The following is a 21,268-nucleotide window of genomic DNA, read 5'->3' on the forward strand; positions in this document are numbered from 1 at the left end:
GTGCCGCTGAACTGACCTGTTAAACCTCAAGGCAAGTAATGAAATTTATCGAGATGCTAGCTCTACTCTGAATGTGGCTTAACGGGTTGAAGTCTGGCAGTCCCGTCATTTTTTTAGCCGTAAGTAGAGCTGTAGGCAGCTTTGGTGTCAAGCCTTAAAGTAGAGAGCTGCGCTTCAAGACGAGTTGAAACGCAGCTCTCATTTCTGCCTCTGACCTCTAGTTAGCGCAGCCTCACGCTAGGGTTAGAATCCCCGCGTAGAGGTTTCCGCTAAGACTGAGCGCAGATCATAGCGATCGAGGTTCATCACCTGATCCCACGCCGCCACAAAGTCATTCACAAACTTCTGCTGCGAGTCCAAAGCTCCGTAGACTTCCGCCAGGGCGCGGAGCTGCGAGTTTGAGCCAAAGATCAGGTCAACGCGAGTAGCGATCCACTTTTGTTGGCCAGTTCTGCGATCGCTCCCTTCAAACTCATACTCATTCTCAGAGGTCGCCTTCCATTTCACGCCCAGGTCGAGCAGGTTGACGAAGAAATCGTTGGTCAGGGTCTCGGGGCGATCGGTGAAGACGCCATGCTTATACCCGCCAAAGTTTGCCCCCAAAACGCGCAGGCCACCGACAAGAGCCGTCATCTGCGGGGCCGACAGGCCCATCAACTGCGCCCGATCAATCAGCAGTTCTTCCAGGGATTCGCTATGCCTGCCGCTCGTGTAGTTGCGGAATCCGTCGGCGGTCGGCTCTAGGGGAGCAAAGGATTCTACATCCGTTTTCTCTTGGGTAGCATCGGTGCGTCCTGGCTTGAAGGGCACCGTCACGTCGTGACCGGCGTTTTTCGCCGCCTGCTCAATGCCGGCGCAGCCGCCTAGCACGATCAAGTCTGCGATCGAAACCCGCTTGCCGCCCGACTGCGAGCTGTTGAACTCCTGCTGAATGCCCTCCAGGGTTTGCAGCACCGTGGCCAATTGCTCGGGCTGGTTGACCTCCCAATTCTTCTGAGGCTCCAAACGAATGCGGGCCCCGTTTGCCCCACCGCGCATGTCAGAGCAGCGGAACGTGGATGCCGACGCCCAGGCGGTAGAAACCAGTTGGGAAACCGACAGCCCTGATTCAAGGATTTTAGCTTTGAGCGCGGCGATATCCTGCTCGTCAATCAAGTCATGATCAACGGCGGGGACAGGGTCTTGCCATAGGAACTCTTCCTGGGGCACCTCAGGGCCGAGGTAGCGCGATCGCGGTCCCATGTCGCGGTGGGTCAGCTTAAACCAGGCCTTGGCAAACTGCTCTGCAAACTCGTCTGGGTTGTCGCGGTAGCGCTGGGCAATCTGGTTATACGTGGGGTCCACCTTCATGGACATGTCTGCGGTGGTCATCATGGGAGCGTGCCGCTTCGACGGATCGTGGGCATCGGGCACCGTACCCGCGCCAGCATCGCCCTTGGGCTTCCACTGCCACGCGCCAGCGGGGCTCTTAGTCAGCTCCCAGTCATACTTGAACAGGGTTTCGAGGTAGCTGTTGTCCCACTGCGTCGGCGTGGGGGTCCATGCACCTTCGATACCGCTGGTGGTCGCATCGACGCCGACTCCCGTGTTGAAGGCGTTCTTCCAGCCGAGGCCCTGATCGACGATGGTGGAACCCCCAGGTTCAGGACCGACGTGGGTTGTCTCACCTGCGCCGTGGCATTTGCCAAAGGTATGCCCGCCCGCAGTGAGGGCGACGGTTTCCTCATCGTTCATCGCCATTCGCTTAAAGGTCTCGCGAATATCGCGCCCTGAGCCCAGCGGGTCAGGCTCGCCATCTGGCCCTTCTGGGTTCACGTAGATTAGGCCCATCTGCACGGCAGCGAGGGGGTTTAGCAGCACGCGATCGCCTTCGTAACGCTCATTGCCGAGCCAAGCTTTCTCAGAGCCCCAGTAGATGTCTAGCTCTGGCTCCCAAACATCCACACGCCCGCCAGCAAAGCCCAATGTTTTGAAGCCCATTGACTCCAGGGCACAGTTGCCGGCAAAGATCATCAGGTCGGCCCAGGAAATTTTGTTGCCGTATTTCTGTTTAATCGGCCAAAGCAGCATGCGCGCCTTATCAAGGTTGGCATTATCGGGCCAGCTGTTGAGCGGCTCAAATCGCTGACTACCCGAACCCGCACCGCCGCGACCATCACCAATCCGATAGGTGCCGGCACTGTGCCACGCCATCCGAATGAAGAGCGGCCCATAGTGACCATAGTCAGCGGGCCACCAGTCTTGGGAGGTGGTCATCAGCTCATAGATGTCTGCCCTTACAGCAGCTAAATCGAGGCTCTTGAACTGCTCAGCGTAGTTAAAGTCCTCACCCATAGGATTGGCCTTGGCTGAGTGCTGATGGAGAATATTCAAATTCAAAGCATTCGGCCACCACTCTTGGTTCGAAGTCCCAATCCGAGTTCGAGGTCCAGACAAGACAGGGCATTTGCTGGTGCTACTGACGGCATCGGATGTCGTGGGCTGGGGCGTACTGGCCTCGATCTGTTCTGCGCTACTCGATGCCAGGACAGATGATATGGCTCGCCAAATTTCCATTAGCTTGCCACTCATTGGGAACGGACATCTCATTTGGCTACTCGTCATAATTCCTTTCCTGATTGTGGTTTAGGTGGGTTTGTTTCTTCTCTGTGTAACTGGTTTTTCCTAGGTAGAAAGCATCGTCCGCCACATCTGCATCAGCACAGCCGTCTGCTCCGGCTGCTTAGCTTCTGGATTGATATAGTTCAACATCGTCTCAGCATTAGAAACCATCGGCATCGCCTCAAAGCCCTCTCGTTCGACAAACATTTTTTCAATCACGCTATCTTTCACGAGCATGGAATAGCGCCAAGATCGGTATCCCATCCCTTTGTCAAAAAGGTTTACCATCATCCCCATTTGGCGGGTGAAGTCACCATTGACATCGGGTATAAAGCGCACCTGATCGGCTCCTTCTGCTTGAGCCCAAGCCGCTAGCGAAAACGGATCATTTACCGAAATGCAAAGAATTTCGTCGACGTCGTTCGCTCGAAAGACTGCGGCATACTCGTTGTAGGCTAACAGTTGAACCGGAGAATGTGGGCAGGCAAAAGCTCCTGGCACTGCAAATGCCACCACGGTTTTGTGATCAAAAAGATCCGCCGTCGAAAGTTCGTACCCACCTACCTCTGCAAACATTCGAAAGGTGACTTGAGGAACATGCTGGCCCTCATAGTTGAAAAACATGTGCCCAGCTCCTTACTCGCATTCAATATCAGTTAGGCCCTTCTTAACTAAGAGACTGATAAGTAGAGTGACTGACCGTTAGCCACCAGCTTGCGCACGGCGTTAGCAGAAACGGTCAAATCTATCGAGTTGACCCAGCATGGCTGGAGCTTTACTAAGTACCAATTGGGGTCACAAACTTAAGCAGCATTAAGTCATACTCACTACGAGTTTGCATACTGCAAGCTTAATCAAGCAAAACTGCTCTGGGGGCACAAAGGTAAAAGTGTTTTGCAACACGTAATATCTCTACAAAATGGAATCTGTCTACGGCTAGGTGCGGGCCACATTTCTATATTTAGATTTAGCAATGCCCAACCTTTCGCCACCTATAGCCGAACCTTACAAACAGCCGATAAGCTAGAGGGTGCAATCGATACGCCCCCTTTGGTTTGCTATGAAACGCTTTTTTCGCGCTCTGACGGCTCCCATCTTAGCCTCTACGCTGGTTGCCGGTTCTATTCCTTTGCCGATTGGCAACGCCCAGGCCCAAGAGTCGGTGTCGCCCCGCGTGGCCCAGCTGCCCCAGGCTCCCGACCAGGTTGTGGAGTGCGAGCTGCTGATTGTCGGTGGTGGCCTAGCCGGTACCGCAACCGCTTACGAAAGCTTGATGATGGGCCACACCGTCTGTATGACCGAACTAACCGACTGGGTAGGGGGGCAGATCTCATCCCAAGGCACCACGGCGCTGGATGAGTCGCGGGAGCAGCGGCGGCAGCTATTTTATTCGCGGGGATATAAGGAGTTGCGCGATCGCGTCGAAGCTAAGTACGGCAAGCTCAACCCCGGCGGCTGCTGGGTGAGCGCCTCCTGCTTTTTGCCCGCCGATGCCAACGCCATATTGATGGAAATGCTGGCCGAGGCCGAGCGCAAGGGCGGCGGCGAACTCAAGTGGTTCCCCAATACGGTGGTCAAAGACCTGAGCCTAAACGCCGATGGCACTCAGATCGAAGAGGTGGTCGCGATTCGCCACAGCCCCGCACCGGGCACCGCCCCCCTCAACAGCGACTTTCTCTCTGCAATTATTGAAGATGCCTACACCTACGACGACTCGGCTCGTCTGTCGAAGGAAATTATTCAGTTTGTGCCCGCAGGCATCGAGCTAGAGCGGGTGGAGAATGCCCCCGATAGCAAGGTGGATTGGTTTGTGGTCGAGGCCACTGAGACCGGCGAGCTGATTGCCCTAGCCGAGGTGCCCTATGAGCTGGGGTTAGATCCGAGATCGCCCCTCAACCCCTCGTCGCCCGTGCAAGAGCGCGACCCCTACTGCACCCAGGGCTTTACCTACACCTTTGCCATGGAGCGCACCGCCGAGCCCCAGACCTATGATGTGCCCGACTTTTATGCCAACTACGAGCCCTACTACAGCTGGGAGCGCGAGCGCGACTCGCTGAAAAACGCCCAGGATCACTTCGACTTTGTCTTTACCTACCGCCGCCTGTGGAATGCCTCACCCCAAACGGAAGCGAAAATCTCTGGCGTACCTCGTCCGGGCGTGGGCGACATCTCGATGCAGAACTGGACTTGGGGTAACGACTACCGCCCCGGCACCGAGCAGGACAACCTGATTCTCACCGAAGATCAGCTGGCGGCCAGTGGCCAGCTAGAGCCGGGCGGCTGGCTGGGGGGCCTGCGGGCCGACACCCTGCGCAAGGGTGAAGAGAATGCGATCGGCTTTTTCTACTGGTTGACTACCGGCACCACCGACTCACAGATCGACGACTCTTGGAAAGAGCCCGAACCCTATAACGTCTATTTGCAGGGGTTAGATTCCCCCATGAATACAGCCCACGGCCTGTCGAAGTATCCCTACATTCGCGAGGCGCGGCGGATTATTGGTCGGCCCTCCTACGGCTACGAAAATGGGTTCATGATCAGCGAGGTCGACTTTTCGTGGAACGATTTTACCGCCGAGTTCTACCGAGAGAACCTAGACGAGGACACCTATACGTCTCTACGGCGCTACCTAGCGGGTTTAGGGACGATAGATACCTTTGAGCCCGATGCTGACCCGAATACTTTCCCGATTCGAGCGCGATCGCGCCTCTACCCCGACACCGTGGGCATTGCCCAGTATGCGATCGACTTTCACCCCTGCATGGCTGAGTACCCCGCCGAAAAACCCGGCAACATTGAGCGCCCCGGCGTGCGTCAGGCCCATGGCCAGGCCTACCCCGCCCAAATTCCCCTGCGGGCAATGATTCCCCAGCGGGTAGACAACATGCTGGTGGCCAGCAAGAGCATCGCCGCTAGCTACAGCGCCGCCGCCGCTTACCGGGTGCATTCCTTTGAGTGGTCGGTGGGGGCCGCTGCGGCTCACTCCATCGACTTCTCGCTGCGCAATGGGGTGCTGCCCTACGAGCTGGTGGATGATCTGCCTAGCTACGAGCCCCTGCTCGACCAGCTGCGGACCGAGCTGCAAACTAGCGGCAACCCGGTGCAGTTTCCGAACACCTCGATCTTCAATGAGGACTGGGGCAACTGGCGGCCTTGGTAAACTGAAACGGCTTTAGCCTCCCACCACATCTAGAGACAACCCAAAAGGAGTGCATGGCCTGGTCATGCACTCCTTTTGGCAGCTGGCGGCAACCCGCCTGAGAACAATCGTGAACACCGATCCTGCTGGATAGGACACTCTCCCTACAATGCAACCATACAGAGATTTTATGGAGTAACTCGAGAGAGCGAAGCCTATGCAACCCACCCAAAGCCAATTTACTGAAAAAGCCTGGGATGCCATTGTGCGATCGCAGGATATTGCCAAGCAGTCCCAGCAACAGCAGATCGAGAGCTACCACCTGATGCTGGCGCTGCTCGATCAAGATGGTCTGGCCAGCAGCATTTTTGCCAAGCTGGGGATGAACGGGCAGGTGCTGCGCGATCGCACCGAAGCCTTTATCAACAGCCAGCCCAAGGTCTCGGGCAGTGGCTCATCGGTATATCTGGGCAAATCCCTCGATGCCCTGCTCGATCGCGCCGACCGGTACAAAAAAGACTACGGTGACGAATATATTTCCATCGAGCACCTGATATTGGCTTACCCTGGCGACACACGCTTTGGAAAAGCTCTGTTTCAAGATTTAGGCTTGAGCGAAGCTAAGCTCAAGCAGGCTATTCAAGATATTCGAGGCACCCAAAAAGTGACCGATCAAAACCCCGAAGGCAAGTATCAATCCCTCGAAAAATATGGGCGCGACCTCACCGATGCCGCTCGGCGGGGCAAGCTCGACCCCGTGATTGGCCGTGACGATGAGATTCGCCGCACTATCCAAATTCTTTCGCGCCGCACGAAAAACAACCCGGTGCTGATTGGTGAGCCGGGGGTAGGTAAGACTGCGATCGCCGAAGGTCTGGCCCAGCGCATTGTCAGCGGTGACGTGCCCCAATCCCTCAAAGACCGCCAGCTGATCGCCCTCGACATGGGCGCGCTAATTGCCGGGGCTAAATATCGTGGCGAATTTGAAGAGCGCCTCAAGTCGGTGCTCAAAGAAGTCACCGACTCCGAAGGGCAAATCGTTCTCTTTATCGACGAGATTCACACCGTAGTGGGGGCCGGGGCCACCCAGGGGGCCATGGATGCCGGCAACCTGCTAAAGCCCATGCTGGCTCGGGGCGAGCTGCGCTGTATCGGCGCAACAACGCTGGATGAGTACCGCAAATACATCGAAAAAGACGCCGCCCTAGAGCGCCGCTTCCAGCAGGTCTATGTTGACCAGCCCACCGTGCCCGACACCATCTCAATTCTGCGCGGTTTGAAAGAACGCTACGAGGTACACCACGGGGTCAAAATCTCCGACAGCGCCCTGGTAGCTGCTGCCACCCTCTCGACCCGCTACATCTCGGATCGCTTCCTGCCCGACAAGGCCATCGACCTAGTGGACGAAGCCGCCGCCAAGCTGAAGATGGAGATTACCTCCAAGCCCGAAGAGCTAGATGAAGTCGATCGCAAAATTCTTCAGCTCGAAATGGAGCGCCTATCGCTGAAAAAAGAAGTCGACGCCGCCTCCCTAGAGCGCCTAGAGCGCATCGAGCGCGAGCTAGCCGATCTCAAAGAGCAGCAGAGCGCCCTGAATGCCCAGTGGCAGTCTGAAAAAGACACCATCGACAACATTCAGTCGGTCAAAGAAGAGATCGACCAGGTCAACATCGAAATTCAGCAGGCCGAGCGCGACTACGACCTGAATCGGGCGGCCGAACTCAAGTACGGCAAGCTCACCGAGCTCCAGCGCCAGCTCGAAACCGCTGAAACTCAGCTAGCCGACACCCAGACCACCGGCAAAACCCTGCTGCGCGAAGAGGTGACTGAAGCAGACATCGCTGAAATCATCTCCAAGTGGACGGGCATTCCGGTCAGCAAGCTAGTGCAGTCTGAAATGCAGAAGCTCTTGCTGCTCGAAGACGAACTGCACCAGCGGGTGATCGGCCAGGAGGAGGCAGTGACGGCGGTGGCCGATGCGATTCAGCGATCGCGGGCAGGCCTCGCCGATCCCAATCGTCCGATCGCCAGCTTCATCTTCCTCGGTCCCACTGGCGTGGGCAAAACCGAGTTGGCCAAGGCTCTAGCCGCCTACCTGTTCGACACCGAAGAGGCTTTGGTGCGCATCGACATGTCGGAATACATGGAGAAGCACGCCGTCTCACGCCTGATTGGTGCGCCTCCGGGCTACGTCGGCTATGACGAAGGCGGTCAGCTCACAGAGGCGATTCGCCGCCGCCCCTTTGCGGTGATTCTGTTCGACGAGATCGAGAAGGCTCACCCCGACGTGTTTAACGTCATGCTGCAAATTCTTGACGATGGCCGCGTCACCGATGCCCAGGGCCGCACGGTGGACTTCAAAAACTCCATCATCATCATGACCAGCAACATCGGCTCCCAGTTCATTCTCGACGTGGCCGGCGACGACGCTAAGTACGACGAAATGAAATCGCGGGTGATGGATGCCCTGCGAGGCAACTTCCGGCCCGAGTTCCTCAACCGAGTCGATGAGATGATCATCTTCCACGGGTTGCTCAAGTCGCAGCTGAGGGAAATTGTCAAACTGCAAGTCGCCCGACTCGAAGCCCGGCTTGAAGACCGCAAGATGGCCGTCAAACTTAGCGAATCGGCCCTCGACTTTTTGGCTGAAGTTGGCTACGACCCCGTCTATGGGGCTCGTCCCCTGAAGCGGGCTATCCAGCGCGAGCTCGAAACTCAAATTGCCAAATCGATTCTGCGCGGTGAGTTTGGCGAAGGCGACACCATCCATGTGGATGTCGAAAATGAGCGGCTTGCCTTTAGACGGCTCAACGCCGACCTGCTCAAGGTCTAGCCCGCTTAAAACCTAGGGAAAGGAAGGGCTCCTTTCCCTAGGTTGTGAATCTTTGAAACAAGCCGCAGCGTTTTGAAGGGCTACGGTTGCGCAGCTTCATCTGGGTTTGGCAATATGGGTCATGGGCATTTTTACTGGCAGCGTTAGTATAGAGGCTTAGATATTCTTCAGTAGGTTCTCGGAATCTATTTGGGCATACTGTTGCTATAGCGGTTTGTCAGTCAATGCAGCTACCATCCGTCACCTCTAATATGGTTTCGGCAGTGAGTGACCAAGCAGGAGCATCTTCGTGGCGGACCAGATTTCCCTGGCATTGCGCCGATTAGTTCAATAGCAAGTGGGGTTCCCTATGAAAATTGATCACGACGTTCCAAGACATGCCTACGTGAATGTGATGGAACTGCTCGTCTCTGAAGAGGTAGAAAAGCAGGTCAAAACCATGCAGCCCCGCATGCTGAAGTATCTCAAGCGGGTAGAAGTCGAGACCTACGCCCTCAACCGTCTGCCTTCGCTCTACGCTTCCAGCGAGAAGGGTCGGCAACTTCAATATGAAAAGGCCAAGCGAGAACTCCATAACCAAATTAAAAGCGCGGTTCGCCAAGCCTTTGCCGCTGTTCAGGTCGATCCGATTCGGGCGTCTGAGCCGCTGCACAACCAGCAAGACGACGCGGCCAGCGTTGCCCTCAGTGCCCTACGCGATCTGCTTAAGCAACCCGACCTCAATTGGGATGGCGCGATCAATCGCCTGCGGTCCCTGCTTGGTCGTCGCGGCGACCAACCGCCCACGGCCCCGGCCCAAGAACCGTCGCACCGCACCCGCTACCGCAACGATGCTCCTGACATGGCCGCCCCCGGCACTGACCCTGACCACGGTCACTACTGGCGACCCGGCACCTACGGCTCTGAGGTCTCGTGGAAGAAAACCCACAATCCTGGCTCAGCGCCGTCAAACTCTAACTTTGACTGGAACGACAGCCGCTACTCTCAGTAGAAATGGTCCGAAACCAGCGATCGCCACTTAGGCATTGAAGGTGATTTCGAAAGCAGAACTTACCCTCCAGCACAAAGGTTATCTCTGTGCTGGAGATTTCCGTATCTCCCAGTACTCACTCCAGCGAACTTTTGGTGGCGCTACACCTACATAAAGCCGGCCTGAGCTAGCAGTAGGGGTGGGATGCCCAAAGCGCTGACTCCTTTGCGCAGACCGGCAGCCGTAGCGGGATCGGTAACCTCGTAAAGGGCGATCGCCCGCTTAAAGGCCTGCAGCGCCTCAGGTAACTGCCCGAGCTTAAACAAGGCTACCCCCAGGTTTTGGTGGGCTTCGGCATAGCTAGGGTTGAGGGCGATCGCCTGACGGTAGGCGGCGATCGCCTCATCCAGATAGCCTCTAGCGCGGTGGGCGGTGCCCAGGTTGTAGTGGGCGATCGCCAGGGTTGGGTCAGCCTCAATCGCCTGCTGAAACAATTCAACGGCCCCCTCCAGATCGCCCTGAGCCTTTTTTAAGCTGCCGTAGTTAATCCACGCACCCAGCTTGAGCCTGGGGGGAACGCTCTCGGTCAGGGCAGCTTCGTAGTCGCTGGCAGCTTGGTTCGGTCGGTCGACTTGGGCTAGGGCGCGGTGGTAGTGCAGCTCATAGCGGGTCAATTCGTCCAAGGTGTCGGACTCAGCTAGGGCGCGATCGAGCAGGGGTAGGGCTAGCTCAGCCTGGTCAGACTCGACGTAGAGGGCCGCTAGCTTGTTCAGCAGGTAGCTGTCGTTCGGGTGCTCTGCCAGATAGCCTTCCATCGCGGTGCGGGCGCGGTCGAACTTGCCTCGCTGCACGACAACAGCCGGGTCGTAGCCGGTGTGGTGCAGGGCCACTTCGCCCAGGGTAATCACCTGCCAGCGAGCATCCTGCGCCTGTAGTGCCGCCACGCTGTCGTCCACAGTCTCGTGGTAGGGGCGGTTGAAGGTGATCTCAGGCAAGCGGCGAAAGCAGCGGGTGATCAGCGTGTAGGGAGCCTGGGGAGCACCCAACTCTAGGCGCAACAAGTTCACGGCCAGCACATCTTCGGCGGCAACCTCTCCTAGGGGTTGTCCCTGGTCGAGCCGTTGCAGCACCTGAGCAGTTTCTGGCAGCAGCACCTCGTCGGCATCGAGCACCAGTACCCAATCCCCGGTAGCGTGGCGCAGTGATTCGTTGCGGGCAGCAGCGAAATCGTTATCCCAGGCAAAGCTGTGGACTTTGGCTTCGTAGGATTGGGCGATCGCCACGGTGTCATCCACTGACCCCGTATCGACGACCACGATCTCGTTCACTACTCCCTGGGCGCTCTCAAGCGTGCGGGCCAAGGTGGCGGCCTCGTCCTTCACAATCATGCAGAGGCTAATCATCAGCCTTCTCCTAGGACCTGGTTTGCCCGTGCGATCGCCTGGTGCACCTGATCAAAGCCGGTGCCGCCGTAGCTGTTGCGGGCCGAGACCACCTGCTGGGGGGCGATCGCTGCGTAAATGTCGTCTTCAAAGGCGGGGTGAATCGCCTGCCATTCTTCTAAGGTCAGCTCTCGCAGCAGCTTGCCTGCTGCCAGGGACGTCTTCACCACCTTGCCTACCAGGTTGTAGGCCTCGCGGAAGGGCACCCCCTTGGTGGCCAGATAGTCGGCCACATCGGTGGCGTTGGAGTAGTCTTCATTCACCGCTTGACGCAGGCGCGGCACCCGGAAGTTGACCCCCTCGGCCAGCAGGATGGTCATCGCCTCCACGCAGCCGCGCACGGTGTTGACCGTGTCGAAGATCGCCTCTTTGTCCTCTTGCAGGTCTTTGTTGTAGGCCAGGGGCAGACCCTTCATCATCACTAGCAGGCCTTGCAGGTGGCCAAAGACGCGGCCGGTTTTGCCCCGCACCAGCTCGGGCACATCGGGGTTTTTCTTTTGGGGCATGATGCTGGAGCCGGTGGAGCAGCTGTCGTTGAGGGTGACAAAGCTGAACTCCTCCGACGCCCAGAGGATCATTTCTTCAGACAGGCGCGACAGGTGCACCATGATCAGGCTGGCAGCGCAGGCAAACTCGATCGCAAAGTCGCGATCGCTCACCCCATCCAAACTGTTGCCGTAGACTTTCTCAAACCCCAGCAGATCGGCAGAATACTGGCGATCGATGGGGAAGGTGGTGCCCGCCAACGCCCCGCAGCCCAGGGGCGAAATATTTACCCGCTTTTGCAGGTCATGCAGCCGGTCCCAGTCGCGTTGGGCCATGTCGAAGTAGGCCAGCAGATGGTGGGCCAAACTCAGTGGCTGGGCCCGCTGAAGGTGTGTGTATCCCGGAATCAAGGTTTCCACATGTTCTTCGGCAATGCTTAGCAGGGTCTGCTGGTACTGGCGCAGCTGGCCCTGAATAGCCTCGATCTGAGCGCGCAGGTAGAGGCGCAAGTCAGTACCCACCTGGTCGTTGCGGCTGCGGGCGGTGTGCAATTTTTTGCCCACATCGCCAATCAGCTCCGTCAGCCGCCGCTCCACAGCAAAGTGGACGTCCTCCGCCTCGACACCGGGATTAAACTCGCCCCGGCGATACTCTTGGCGAATGGTTTCGAGCCCGGCGACAATCTGCTCGCCCTCCTCGGGGCTGATGATCTCCGTTTTAACAAGCATTTTGGCGTGGGCCTCTGAGCCGGTGAGGTCGTACTCAATCAGCTGAATGTCGAAGCCAATGCTGGCGTTGAAGAGCGCGATCGCCGGATGCAGCGCTGTTTCAAAGCGCTGGCTCCAGGTTTGGGAAGAGGGCGTTTGCATTATTGTGCAGTCTGGTTAGAAGGCAGTCAGGTTGCGGATGAAATATCCCAGCACAATACCGAAGAGCAGCGCCCACAACTGTCCTGACTCGACAAAATTGTTCCAAATTTCGACCATATCCCCCAGAATGTCTTGGTCGAACTGCTGGGCCAGCACGGGAGATAACGCCTCTGTATCGACCGTGAGTCCGGCCACTCCAGCCACGGGAGGTAGCTCAACTCCGGTAAAATAGCCGCTGAAACTGTCGCTGTCGCCTAGGGTAATAGGGCGCAGCAGCGTGTCTACAGAGAGCAGAGAAGCATTTTGCGAAAGAAAACCTTGGGGCTGGGGCATGACATCCATAGCGGGGTGACGACCTGAGCGTGGTTAACACCCAACAGACTATCACCATACCGCTGCGACCGAGCCTCTGGAACCCAAAAACAGCGAGCGCTCTAGCGGTTTTGGCGACCCTGGGCCTGGCTGCCTACCAGGCGGGGTTGGGGCGACCTGGAGCCGAGCTGATTAACCTGGGCGGTTGGCCGCAGCTGTGGGAGTTTTTGGCCGCCAGCCTGCGCCCCGATCTCAGCCCCGAGTTTGTCGTTCTCATGGGCCGCGCCGCCCTAGTCACCCTGGCCTATGCGGTGCTGGGCACGGCCCTCAGCGTGGGGCTAGGGCTGGTAGGCGGGCTGCTCTCCTCAGCCGTGTGGTGGCAGACGGTCCTCCCTGGCAATGCTGGGGGGCTGCGCCGCTGTCTATGGCTGGGGGGGCGGGGGCTGTTGGCCTTTCCCCGGGCGATCCACGAGTTGATCTGGGGGCTGGTGCTGCTGCAGGTGCTGGGGCTGAACCCGCTGGTGGGGGTGCTGGCGATCGCGATTCCCTTTGGGGCGATCGTCGCCAAAGTCTTCTCAGAAATTTTGGACGAGACGCCCCCTGAACCGCTCCACGCCTTGCTCAACGCTGGCACGCCGCCCCTCGCCGCCTTCGTCTACGGACTGCTGCCCCAGGCGCTACCCAACCTGCTTTCCTATACCTTTTACCGCTTTGAATGTTCCCTCAGGGCCTCCGCCGTTTTAGGAATTATCGGAGCCGGAGGACTGGGCTATGAAATTTTTCTCAGCCTGCAATCCCTGCGCTACGAGCAGCTGTGGACCGGGTTCTACGCGCTGATTCTACTCAATGGTGCGGTGGATGCTTGGAGTGCCCTAGTGCGCCGCCGCATGGGCTTCACCAGCCGTCTCGACATCAACCGCAAACCAGGTGCCTCGTCTCGGCCCGCCCATCAGGCCCCCCGGCAAGATGGATTCCTAAAGCTGTCATGGGTGGGCGCGATCGCGGCGATCCCCCTGAGCTGGTGGTGGCTGCGGCTAGATGCGGGGGTGCTGTGGTCGGCCCGCACCCAGCGCCTCTTAGGTGAATTGCTGGGTACTGGCTGGCCGCCCCTGCCAACCTGGGCCGAGCTGGTGAATTTAGCCCAACTCTCCTGGCTAACGGTGGCAATGTCGATGGTGGCGATTGCCCTAGCTGGCCTTTTTGGCATACTCGTCTCGCTGCCCGCCGCCCAAAATTTTCTGCTGCCGGGGGGGCTGCTGCATCCCGTTGGTCAGCGAAGGGGATCCGCTTGGGTAGCCTATACGCTGCTGGGTCTGAGTCGGCTCGTGCTGCTGATCAGCCGCGCTATCCCCGCCCCTATCTGGGCGCTGGTGCTGCTCTATATGCTGTTCCCCGGCGTGCTACCGGGGGCACTGGCCCTCGCTTTGCACAACTTCGGCATCCTGGGTCGGCTGATGGCCGAGGTAAATGAGAACCTAGATGATCGCCCCGTCCGTGCCCTCAGAACCCTGGGGGCTGGCCCTACTGCGATCGTGGCCTACGGCATTTTGCCCCAAAACCTGGGCCGCTTTCTGGCCTACATTCTCTACCGCTGGGAAGTCTGCCTGCGCGAGACCGTAATCGTGGGCTTAGTCGGTGCCGGCGGTCTAGGCCGTTTGCTCACCGAGCAAATCAGCAGCTTCGACTACAGCGGCGTGATGATAACCCTAGGAGTTTTCGTGGTGCTGACCTTTGGGATAGATGCAGTGAGTCAGCGGCTGCGCGGGGTTTTGAGAGAGTAAGAAGGGGAGGGAGTGATGGGACTAATAGCGTACAGTTGTGCCCCAAGTCCAATAGCCTGACTCCCCTACTCTCCCACCCTCCTACCCTCCTACGCCCCTACTCCCCCTCACTCCGCCAATCAGGACACCCCCCGCTACCCTGCCATCCCTGGGGATGAATCGCGCAAACCAAAGTACAGCGTTTGGCCTGGCTAGTGCCGTAGGCGATGCCGTGGTAGTTGGTGCAACCCTGGCAGGGTTGGGGACGAGTCGGTGGCAAGGATTGAAAGCCGACCTGCGATCGCAAAATTTGCTGCTTGCTCTGCCGCCGATGCCACTGCTCATAGGCGCGGCGGCGGCAGAGATCGTTGGCCCGGTGAAAAAGTTCGTCGGTTACGCTCACGACCTATTCTCCCTATAGAGGGTGGATGGCGCAGGTTAGCACCGGCGACGACTTAAGTGGAAGCCAAGGGAGCGGGCCAGCCGCTAACCTAGACACCGCCAGTTGCGGCCCTAGTTCTAGACTACCTAACCGAGCCAGACGATTCCGAAAATTTAAAGGGTCGCAATGTCATGCTGCTGGCGCTGCAATTCAAGCTAACGCTAGGGGAAGGCTTAAGGGAGCAGCCTAACGCCTCGCCATGCAATATTCGCATGGATCTGAGCAAAAATCGCATGTTACAACCTTGCAACACCCTCTGAGTGTGCTAATAGCAAAATTCATCATTTGTTAATGGCACCGTAGAAGGATTAAGGCGAGAATAAGTGAAAGCTGCTAGGCAAATCCTTAAAACTATCAGTAAACTAGGATACGGAATCTAAAGATTCTTGTATAACTTACTTGACTTTTACTTTGCAGCTCCTCCGTCGTTACTGGGTTTAGCTATGCTTCGGTCCCTCCACTACTCCATTGACATCATTCGTGACGAAGCTCGACAGCTGGTTCAAAAGGGTGTGGTTAGCCGTCAACAACCGATTTATACCCTTTGCCGCCATATTCCCGCCCGTGAATGGGCGATGGTGGAAACCGAGCTTGAGTCTTCAGGGTTTTTGCTGCGCGATCGCGTCGGCGACCTCATGGGCCGCGAAGATTGGGAAAATGACTAGCCTTAGCTTTGTCGCCCAATCAAGGCCATCTAGCCATCGCCCAATCAGCTAGGATATTTTGTATAGTTCCTTGAGCGGTGGCTATACGCCAGTGTGCCGTCTCAGTTTTTGCCAGTGGTCGTAATGCGCGTTCTAAGCGCAGTGGCCATCGCTATATTTATCCAAACAAACTGAGCTGAGCCGAGGAGTTGTCTTCCTCGGCTTTTTGTTGTTCGGTTACATCCCACAGCAGAGGGGGCAGGGTGGCTCCGGCCCGCTGAAGCTGGCGGTAGACCTCGCGGGCCACCGCTGGCGATCTAACCTCCTGAGGGCAGTGGGCAAAGAAGTATACGTCGGTACCAGCCTCTAGCCACTGGTGCAGTCGGGGCACCCACTTATCGAAATAGGTCTGGTTGTAGGCTAGGTCGGGGTGGCTGATGTAGCGCACGATCGTGAACGGAGCCGTCACTTCGGGCTGGAGCGGCACCCTGGGTTTCTTGCGCTCTGAGCCAATTTGCGGGTCGTCGTTGGGGGTATCGATGCAGTCGTAGACGGGGCGCGTGTCCAGCAGCACTCGACCTACACCCAGGCTGGTGAGCATCTGGTTCAGGCGAGTGGCGTGGGGTTCGGCAAACCAGTCGAAGTGGCGCACCTCCACCGCGATGGGATTCTGCTGCCGGGGCCAGCGGGCGAGAAATTCTCTCAAATCACCAATCTGCTCGGGGCTATAGGTGGGCGGCAGCTGAATGAACAATGGCCCCAGCCGATCTCCCAAAGGCATCAGGGTTTGCAGAAAACGGTGAGACTCTTCTACAAAGGGCATCAGCTTGCCCTGGTGAGAGAAGGCGCGGGGCAGTTTGGGGCAAAACCGAAATCCGGGGGGCATGGTAGCGGCCCAGCGATCGATGGTTTTGGCATCAGGCATGGAGTAAAAGGTGGTGTTGCCCTCTACTGCGGTCATGCGATCGCCGTACAACCGCAAAAACTCCCCCGCTTTACTGCCTTTGGGATAGAAGCTGCCGACCCAGTCTTTGAACGCCCATACCGCACACCCAGTAAAATAAAACCCCGCCATTGCTGCCGTCCCCGATTGTCTATGTCTTCCAATTCTGACTTAATACCAGCTATCTCTGGGAAGAGTCATGTGGGGCCAGCGGCGCGATGCCAAGTAATAGGTTAAGGGTTGAGACAGACAGAGGGCAGGCCTAGCCCAGGTTAGTTATGCTTTAGACCACATCTCTGGGGAAGATTACCACTAGGCATGTCCATGGACTCTAAATCGTTTCTCGCTGCCCTCAACCCCGACTCGATGGTGGTCAAGCCCAGCCACCGGGTCAAGCTCAAAGACTTTGACCCCAGCTTTACCGGTGACTTTAATAAAAAAACGGCTAAAGAGCTTTTGCAGCAGAGCGTCGAAGAACTGGCCAGCTACCAAAATGTGCTCTACGCCCAAAACACCTACGCCCTACTGCTGGTCTTTCAGGCGATGGATGCGGCGGGTAAAGACAGCACTATTAAGCATGTGATGTCGGGAGTTAACCCCCAAGGCTGTCAGGTGTTTAGCTTTAAGCAACCCTCTAGCGAAGAGCTGGACCACGACTATCTGTGGCGATCGTTTAAAGCCCTGCCCGAGCGCGGCAACATCGGCATTTTTAATCGTTCGTATTACGAAGAGGTGCTGGTGGTGCGAGTGCGCCCTGGGTTGCTAGACCAGCAGCAGCTACCCCAGAGCACGCTGGGCAAACACATTTGGCAGCAGCGCTTTGAGGAAATCAACAACTTCGAAAAATACCTGGTCAACAACGGCATCGTGGTGATGAAGTTCTTCCTCAACGTTTCAAAGGAAGAGCAGAAGAGACGATTTCTAGAACGCATCGATCGCCCCGAAAAAAACTGGAAGTTTGCCATCGCCGATGTGCAAGAACGAGGCCGATGGAAAGACTATATGGCCGCCTATGAAGACGTGTTTACTCACACCAGCACCGACTGGGCTCCCTGGCATATTATTCCGGCTGACAATAAGTGGTTTACCCGCCTGGCGGTGGCCAGCTTGGTGTGCCAAAAGCTGAAGTCCCTTAACCTGGCCTTTCCTGTGCTAGAAGACAACCACATGGAGCGGCTGCATGAGGCGAGGGTGATGTTAGAAAGTGAAGAGTGAACCAGTTTTGAGCTTTAAATTGTTGAGTGAGAATTCAACATTCAAAACTTTTCCTGATCCGCTAACCACGCCGCGACCCGAAACAACTTCGCCTCCTGATACGGTGCGGCAATCAGCTGAATGCCGACGGGGAGTTGCCCCGGACGGTGAATGGGCACTGACAACACCGGCAGCCCAATAAAGGAAAGGGGCTGGGTGTAAAAGCCTAGGTGAGGACGCAGGGGGTAGGTTTCGCCGTCGATGTCTAGGGTAGTTTGGTCAAGGGGTGGGGCCACGCAGGGGGTGGTGGGGGTGATTAGGACATCGTAATTTTGGAAGACTTCGCGGACGCGATCGCGGTACCACCGCCGCAGTCTTTGAGCCTGCAAATACCAGGCGGCGGGGAGCATAGCTCCGGCGAGAAAGCGATCGCGCGTAGCGGGGTCAAACTCCATCGGACTCTGCCGCAGGCGATCGAGGTGGAGCTGGCTGCCCTCGCAGGCGGTGATGATATAGGCCGCAGCCCTGGCCCGATGGGTTTCAGGAAATTCCACCAACTCAGAAATATCTAAAGCCTGGAGCACATCACTCAGAACGTCTCTGACCAAAGGCTCCATGCCGCGTTCAAAATGACCGCCTAATTGAGCCATTCGCAGACCATCAATGCCCTGGGTGAGGGCTGGAACAACGAGTTCTGGGGGCCGTTGGGTACAGACGGGGTCGGTTGGGTCTAGCCCCTGCATGATGTCGTAGATTGTAGCGAGGTCGGGGAGCGATCGCGCCATCGGCCCCACATGGTCCAAACTACTCGAAAACAAAAATGCTCCCGCTCGCGAGAGCCTGCCGTAGGTTGGCTTTAACCCATATACGCCGCACAGCGAAGCGGGCACCCGAATCGAGCCATTGGTGTCGGAGCCCAAGGTGAAGGGGACTAGGCCCGCTGCGATCGCCGCCGCCGATCCGCCAGAGGAGCCGCCCGCCATCCGGCTGGGATCGTGGGGGTTGGGGGTGGTGCCAAAGTGGGCGTTGATGGTGACAAAGCCGTAGGCGTACTCATCCATATTCAGTGCGCCGACTAGGACGGCCCCGGCCTGCTGCAGGCGAGTGAGCACGGTAGCATCCTGCGTCGCGGGGGGATTGCCCTGGCTGAGTTTGGCTCCCGCTATCGTAGTCACGCCCTCAATGTCGAACAGGTTTTTGACCGCAAAGGGAACCCCGGCCAGGGGACCAGGGTCTTCACCTGCAGCGATCGCATCGTCAATGGCTTGGGCCTGCGATCGCGCCCTAGCCGCCGTCACCACCGTGGAACAGTTAAGCGCTGGATTGCGATCGGCAATATCTGCCAGCGTGGCCTCCAACACAGTCACAGCAGATAGACTCCCGGCTTTTATGGCAGCGGCCAGGGCCAGAGCATCGGGCGGTTGGGTCATGGCTCAAAGGTGGCGGCGCTTTCTATGGTGTCGGGCAGCGGGAAGGTGAGGACGGGCTGGGCGATCGCAAAAATATGCTCCACATTTGCCACCACCCCCGCCTTAATTTCGTCGGGAATAGTTAGCCCCAGCGTTGCCGCCATCAGATCTACATAGGTAGCCGTGTCGAAGTCGGAGGGTTCAGAGGTCATGACCGCTTCTCTACCCCTGCTTCACCCAGCACCTTAGAGCTAAATAACGCTGTCGCCTCCTGCTGAATCGCGGTGTATTGGTCAATCACCGGCTGCACCGCCTCTTCCTCGCGTGCCACATAGTCATAGAACTGGGTAAAGATGCGCTCCACTTCTTCGTAGATTAGCCCCAGCTTTTCGTTTAGGCGGCTGGCCACCTCCTGCTGAAAGCGGTCTTTCTCACTGTCTAGCGCCTGCTCAAATTTGGCGACAATGCGGTTGCGCTGCCAGAGAATACCGACTGCCAGCACCACCACCCCCACCCCAGCAAAGGCAATGCCAATGGCGCTGAGAATCGCCTCCGCCACGGCAAACTCAAGGATGTGCAAAATAGTGCCCGCCACCGCCATGATTGCCCCGCCGACGATCTCGGTGGCCATGTCTCCCGCCTGGGTAGACAGCACATCGCCCAGACCCTGGTCAGCCATCAAATTTTTGACCTTGGCCATGACGCTTTCGATCACCTCCTGGCGACGCTCTAGCACCTTGAGAGAAATGTGGCTGCTTTCAATGCGCTGGGTCTTGACGCTCTCCAGGTCTTGGTTGAGCCCGTCAAACAGCTGGCGAATGCCGTCAACAAAGTGCTGCGCGCCCTCATGTGAGGCTTCTTCCAACGACTCGCGCAGGTCGCGGGCGCAGCGCTCCTGAAACTCATCGACCCAGGCCTGCATCGACTCGTTCTGGTTAAAGATGCCGACGAAGGATCGCCGCATCACCATCATTACCGACAGGCTCTCGCGAAAGTCGCGCTTAATGCGAGCCGAAATGATTTCGTAGCGGGCCGCCAGGCGATCGGCCAGGGTGTTGATCTCGTAACGCGATCGCCCCCTGCCCGCATCGATCTTAGAGCGAATGCTCTGAGATGTGGCGCGATCGGCGACCAGCTGCCGACTCAGCGCCTCCACATCGCCATTCAGCAGGTCGATAATCTGCTGGGTGGTTTGGCTCACCGATCGCAGCTTAATTTTGTAGCTCTCCCCCGACGACACCATCGCTTGAATGTACTGGCGCACCGGCTCAAAACCGCTGTTGGCCGTGTCGCCCTCCTGCTCTAGCGCCGCCGAAGTGGGAAAGATAATCGGCGCTTTGATCTGCTTCTGATAGGCGTATTCCTTTACCCGCTCAATGTTGGTTTGCAGATCGGCGGGGCGCAGCAGATCCGCCTGCTGAAGAATGAACACCACCTTTTTGCGCCACTCAGCGCTGACAAAATCTAAAAAGTCCCAGGCGCTCTTTTGGTAGGGGTTTTTGCCAAACAGCACAAAAAACGTCAGGTCGCTATTGGGAATGTAGCGCTCGGTAATGATCTGGTGCTCAGCAACTACCGTGTTGGTGCCCGGCGTATCCACAATCGAAATGTCTTGCAGGATGGGGATGGGTCGCCCAATCTTGCGCAGGTTAGGCTCTACCTGTTCGACGAATTCTTGCTCGGCGTAGATAATCTGCTGAATCGAGTCGGTGCAGGGCTCAATATCGGTGGCGCACACCTCAGCGTCAAGCAGGGCGTTGACAAAGCTGCTCTTGCCCGCCTTGACCTCGCCCACCACCACAAACAAAAATGGCTCGTTGATGTTGCGGCGCAGGTTGTGGGTGGTGCGCTGCAAGTTGGGGTTGTTGATGGTGGTGGCTAGGGCCTGCACGCGCTCTAGCAGATGATCTAATTCGGCCCGGTAAGCCTGAAGCGCTTGGTTAATAATTTTGCTGGCCACGGCAGTTTCTCCCCAACGTCTCTTTCAAGCTCCAGTGGGCACAGCATAAAACGCCCGCCTACCCTCAAAGTACCGCATGGTGACGAATTTGACCTTGTTTTGAGTAATAGAAGAAGGCGCATACAGTCAGCTTGGAGCAATCCATGGTCAAAAAGGTTGACCTATCCACTGTGAACCCTGACCCGTGACTGCTCTCTCCGGCACTTTCATCTACTATGCTCGTACCGATAACAAAACCCCTAATGCTTAAAGGCGTTGGCTAGA

General features: G+C 57.4%; 16 protein-coding genes. 6 read left to right on the forward strand and 10 right to left on the reverse strand.

Going from position 1 to position 21,268, the window contains the following annotated elements:
• Positions 1 to 243: 243 nt before the first annotated feature.
• Both katG and NC979_RS15830 read right to left on the reverse strand, forming a co-directional pair.
• A complete protein-coding gene (katG, locus tag NC979_RS15825; protein ID WP_431191075.1) occupies positions 244 to 2,538 on the reverse strand; it encodes a catalase/peroxidase HPI in 2,295 nt (764 codons plus the stop codon).
• A gap of 126 nt (positions 2,539 to 2,664) precedes the next feature.
• A complete protein-coding gene (locus tag NC979_RS15830; protein WP_190517229.1) occupies positions 2,665 to 3,225 on the reverse strand; it encodes a redoxin family protein in 561 nt (186 codons plus the stop codon).
• A gap of 436 nt (positions 3,226 to 3,661) precedes the next feature.
• Between NC979_RS15830 and NC979_RS15835 the strand changes: the two genes are divergently transcribed.
• The 3 genes from NC979_RS15835 to NC979_RS15845 all read left to right on the forward strand — a co-directional run bounded on the left by NC979_RS15835 (position 3,662) and on the right by NC979_RS15845 (position 9,564).
• Positions 3,662 to 5,761 carry an FAD-dependent oxidoreductase gene (locus NC979_RS15835; protein ID WP_190517231.1) on the forward strand — a complete coding sequence of 700 codons (2,100 nt, stop codon included), beginning with the start codon at positions 3,662 to 3,664 and terminating at the stop codon, positions 5,759 to 5,761.
• Positions 5,762 to 5,957: 196 nt separating this feature from the next.
• Positions 5,958 to 8,573, forward strand: coding sequence for an ATP-dependent chaperone ClpB (clpB, locus tag NC979_RS15840; protein ID WP_190517234.1), 2,616 nt, complete (start codon positions 5,958 to 5,960; stop codon positions 8,571 to 8,573).
• 349 nt (positions 8,574 to 8,922) lie between these two features.
• A complete protein-coding gene (locus NC979_RS15845; RefSeq protein ID WP_190517237.1) occupies positions 8,923 to 9,564 on the forward strand; it encodes a late competence development ComFB family protein in 642 nt (213 codons plus the stop codon).
• 146 nt (positions 9,565 to 9,710) lie between these two features.
• On the opposite strand, the gene NC979_RS15850 is transcribed toward NC979_RS15845, so the two are convergent.
• The 3 genes from NC979_RS15850 to NC979_RS15860 are packed head-to-tail and all read right to left on the reverse strand — an operon-like array spanning position 9,711 to position 12,682.
• Positions 9,711 to 10,946, reverse strand: coding sequence for a tetratricopeptide repeat protein (locus NC979_RS15850; RefSeq protein ID WP_190517239.1), 1,236 nt, complete (start codon positions 10,944 to 10,946; stop codon positions 9,711 to 9,713).
• Complete coding sequence (argH, locus tag NC979_RS15855) at positions 10,946 to 12,340, reverse strand: argininosuccinate lyase (protein WP_190517242.1); 1,395 nt, start codon at positions 12,338 to 12,340, stop codon at positions 10,946 to 10,948. Before argH ends, NC979_RS15850 begins: the two co-directional genes overlap by 1 nt.
• A 15-nt stretch (positions 12,341 to 12,355) precedes the next feature.
• A complete protein-coding gene (locus NC979_RS15860; RefSeq protein WP_199308744.1) occupies positions 12,356 to 12,682 on the reverse strand; it encodes a hypothetical protein in 327 nt (108 codons plus the stop codon).
• A gap of 20 nt (positions 12,683 to 12,702) precedes the next feature.
• Between NC979_RS15860 and NC979_RS15865 the strand changes: the two genes are divergently transcribed.
• Positions 12,703 to 14,433 carry an ABC transporter permease subunit gene (locus NC979_RS15865; RefSeq protein ID WP_190517244.1) on the forward strand — a complete coding sequence of 577 codons (1,731 nt, stop codon included), beginning with the start codon at positions 12,703 to 12,705 and terminating at the stop codon, positions 14,431 to 14,433.
• Positions 14,434 to 14,530: 97 nt separating this feature from the next.
• Here NC979_RS15865 and NC979_RS15870 read toward each other — a convergent pair whose 3' ends face one another.
• On the reverse strand, positions 14,531 to 14,815 hold the full coding sequence (locus NC979_RS15870) for a hypothetical protein (RefSeq protein WP_190517247.1): 285 nt from the start codon (positions 14,813 to 14,815) through the stop codon (positions 14,531 to 14,533).
• A gap of 482 nt (positions 14,816 to 15,297) precedes the next feature.
• Between NC979_RS15870 and NC979_RS15875 the strand changes: the two genes are divergently transcribed.
• Positions 15,298 to 15,519 (forward strand): DUF4327 family protein, encoded by a 222-nt coding sequence (locus NC979_RS15875; RefSeq protein WP_190517249.1) that lies wholly within the window; start codon positions 15,298 to 15,300, stop codon positions 15,517 to 15,519.
• 157 nt (positions 15,520 to 15,676) lie between these two features.
• Here the strand turns inward: NC979_RS15875 and NC979_RS15880 are convergent, their stop codons facing one another.
• Positions 15,677 to 16,573, reverse strand: coding sequence for a DUF72 domain-containing protein (locus tag NC979_RS15880; protein ID WP_190517252.1), 897 nt, complete (start codon positions 16,571 to 16,573; stop codon positions 15,677 to 15,679).
• A 192-nt stretch (positions 16,574 to 16,765) separates the two neighbouring features.
• Here NC979_RS15880 and NC979_RS15885 point away from each other — a divergent pair, with 192 nt between their 5' ends.
• Positions 16,766 to 17,656, forward strand: a complete 891-nt coding sequence (locus NC979_RS15885; RefSeq protein ID WP_190517254.1) for a polyphosphate kinase 2 family protein — start codon at positions 16,766 to 16,768, stop codon at positions 17,654 to 17,656.
• A gap of 41 nt (positions 17,657 to 17,697) precedes the next feature.
• Here the strand turns inward: NC979_RS15885 and NC979_RS15890 are convergent, their stop codons facing one another.
• From NC979_RS15890 to NC979_RS15900, 3 genes are read right to left on the reverse strand one after another with little or no spacing between them, the layout of a single operon-like run.
• On the reverse strand, positions 17,698 to 19,065 hold the full coding sequence (locus NC979_RS15890; RefSeq protein ID WP_190517257.1) for an AtzE family amidohydrolase: 1,368 nt from the start codon (positions 19,063 to 19,065) through the stop codon (positions 17,698 to 17,700).
• On the reverse strand, positions 19,062 to 19,256 hold the full coding sequence (locus NC979_RS15895) for a DUF4089 domain-containing protein (protein WP_190517259.1): 195 nt from the start codon (positions 19,254 to 19,256) through the stop codon (positions 19,062 to 19,064). The genes NC979_RS15890 and NC979_RS15895 overlap by 4 nt, the downstream gene beginning before the upstream one ends.
• Positions 19,253 to 21,004 carry a dynamin family protein gene (locus NC979_RS15900; protein WP_190517261.1) on the reverse strand — a complete coding sequence of 584 codons (1,752 nt, stop codon included), beginning with the start codon at positions 21,002 to 21,004 and terminating at the stop codon, positions 19,253 to 19,255. Before NC979_RS15900 ends, NC979_RS15895 begins: the two co-directional genes overlap by 4 nt.
• Positions 21,005 to 21,268 lie beyond the last annotated feature (264 nt).

Source organism: Leptolyngbya subtilissima AS-A7, from assembly GCF_039962255.1.
GTDB lineage: Bacteria > Cyanobacteriota > Cyanobacteriia > Phormidesmidales > Phormidesmidaceae > Nodosilinea.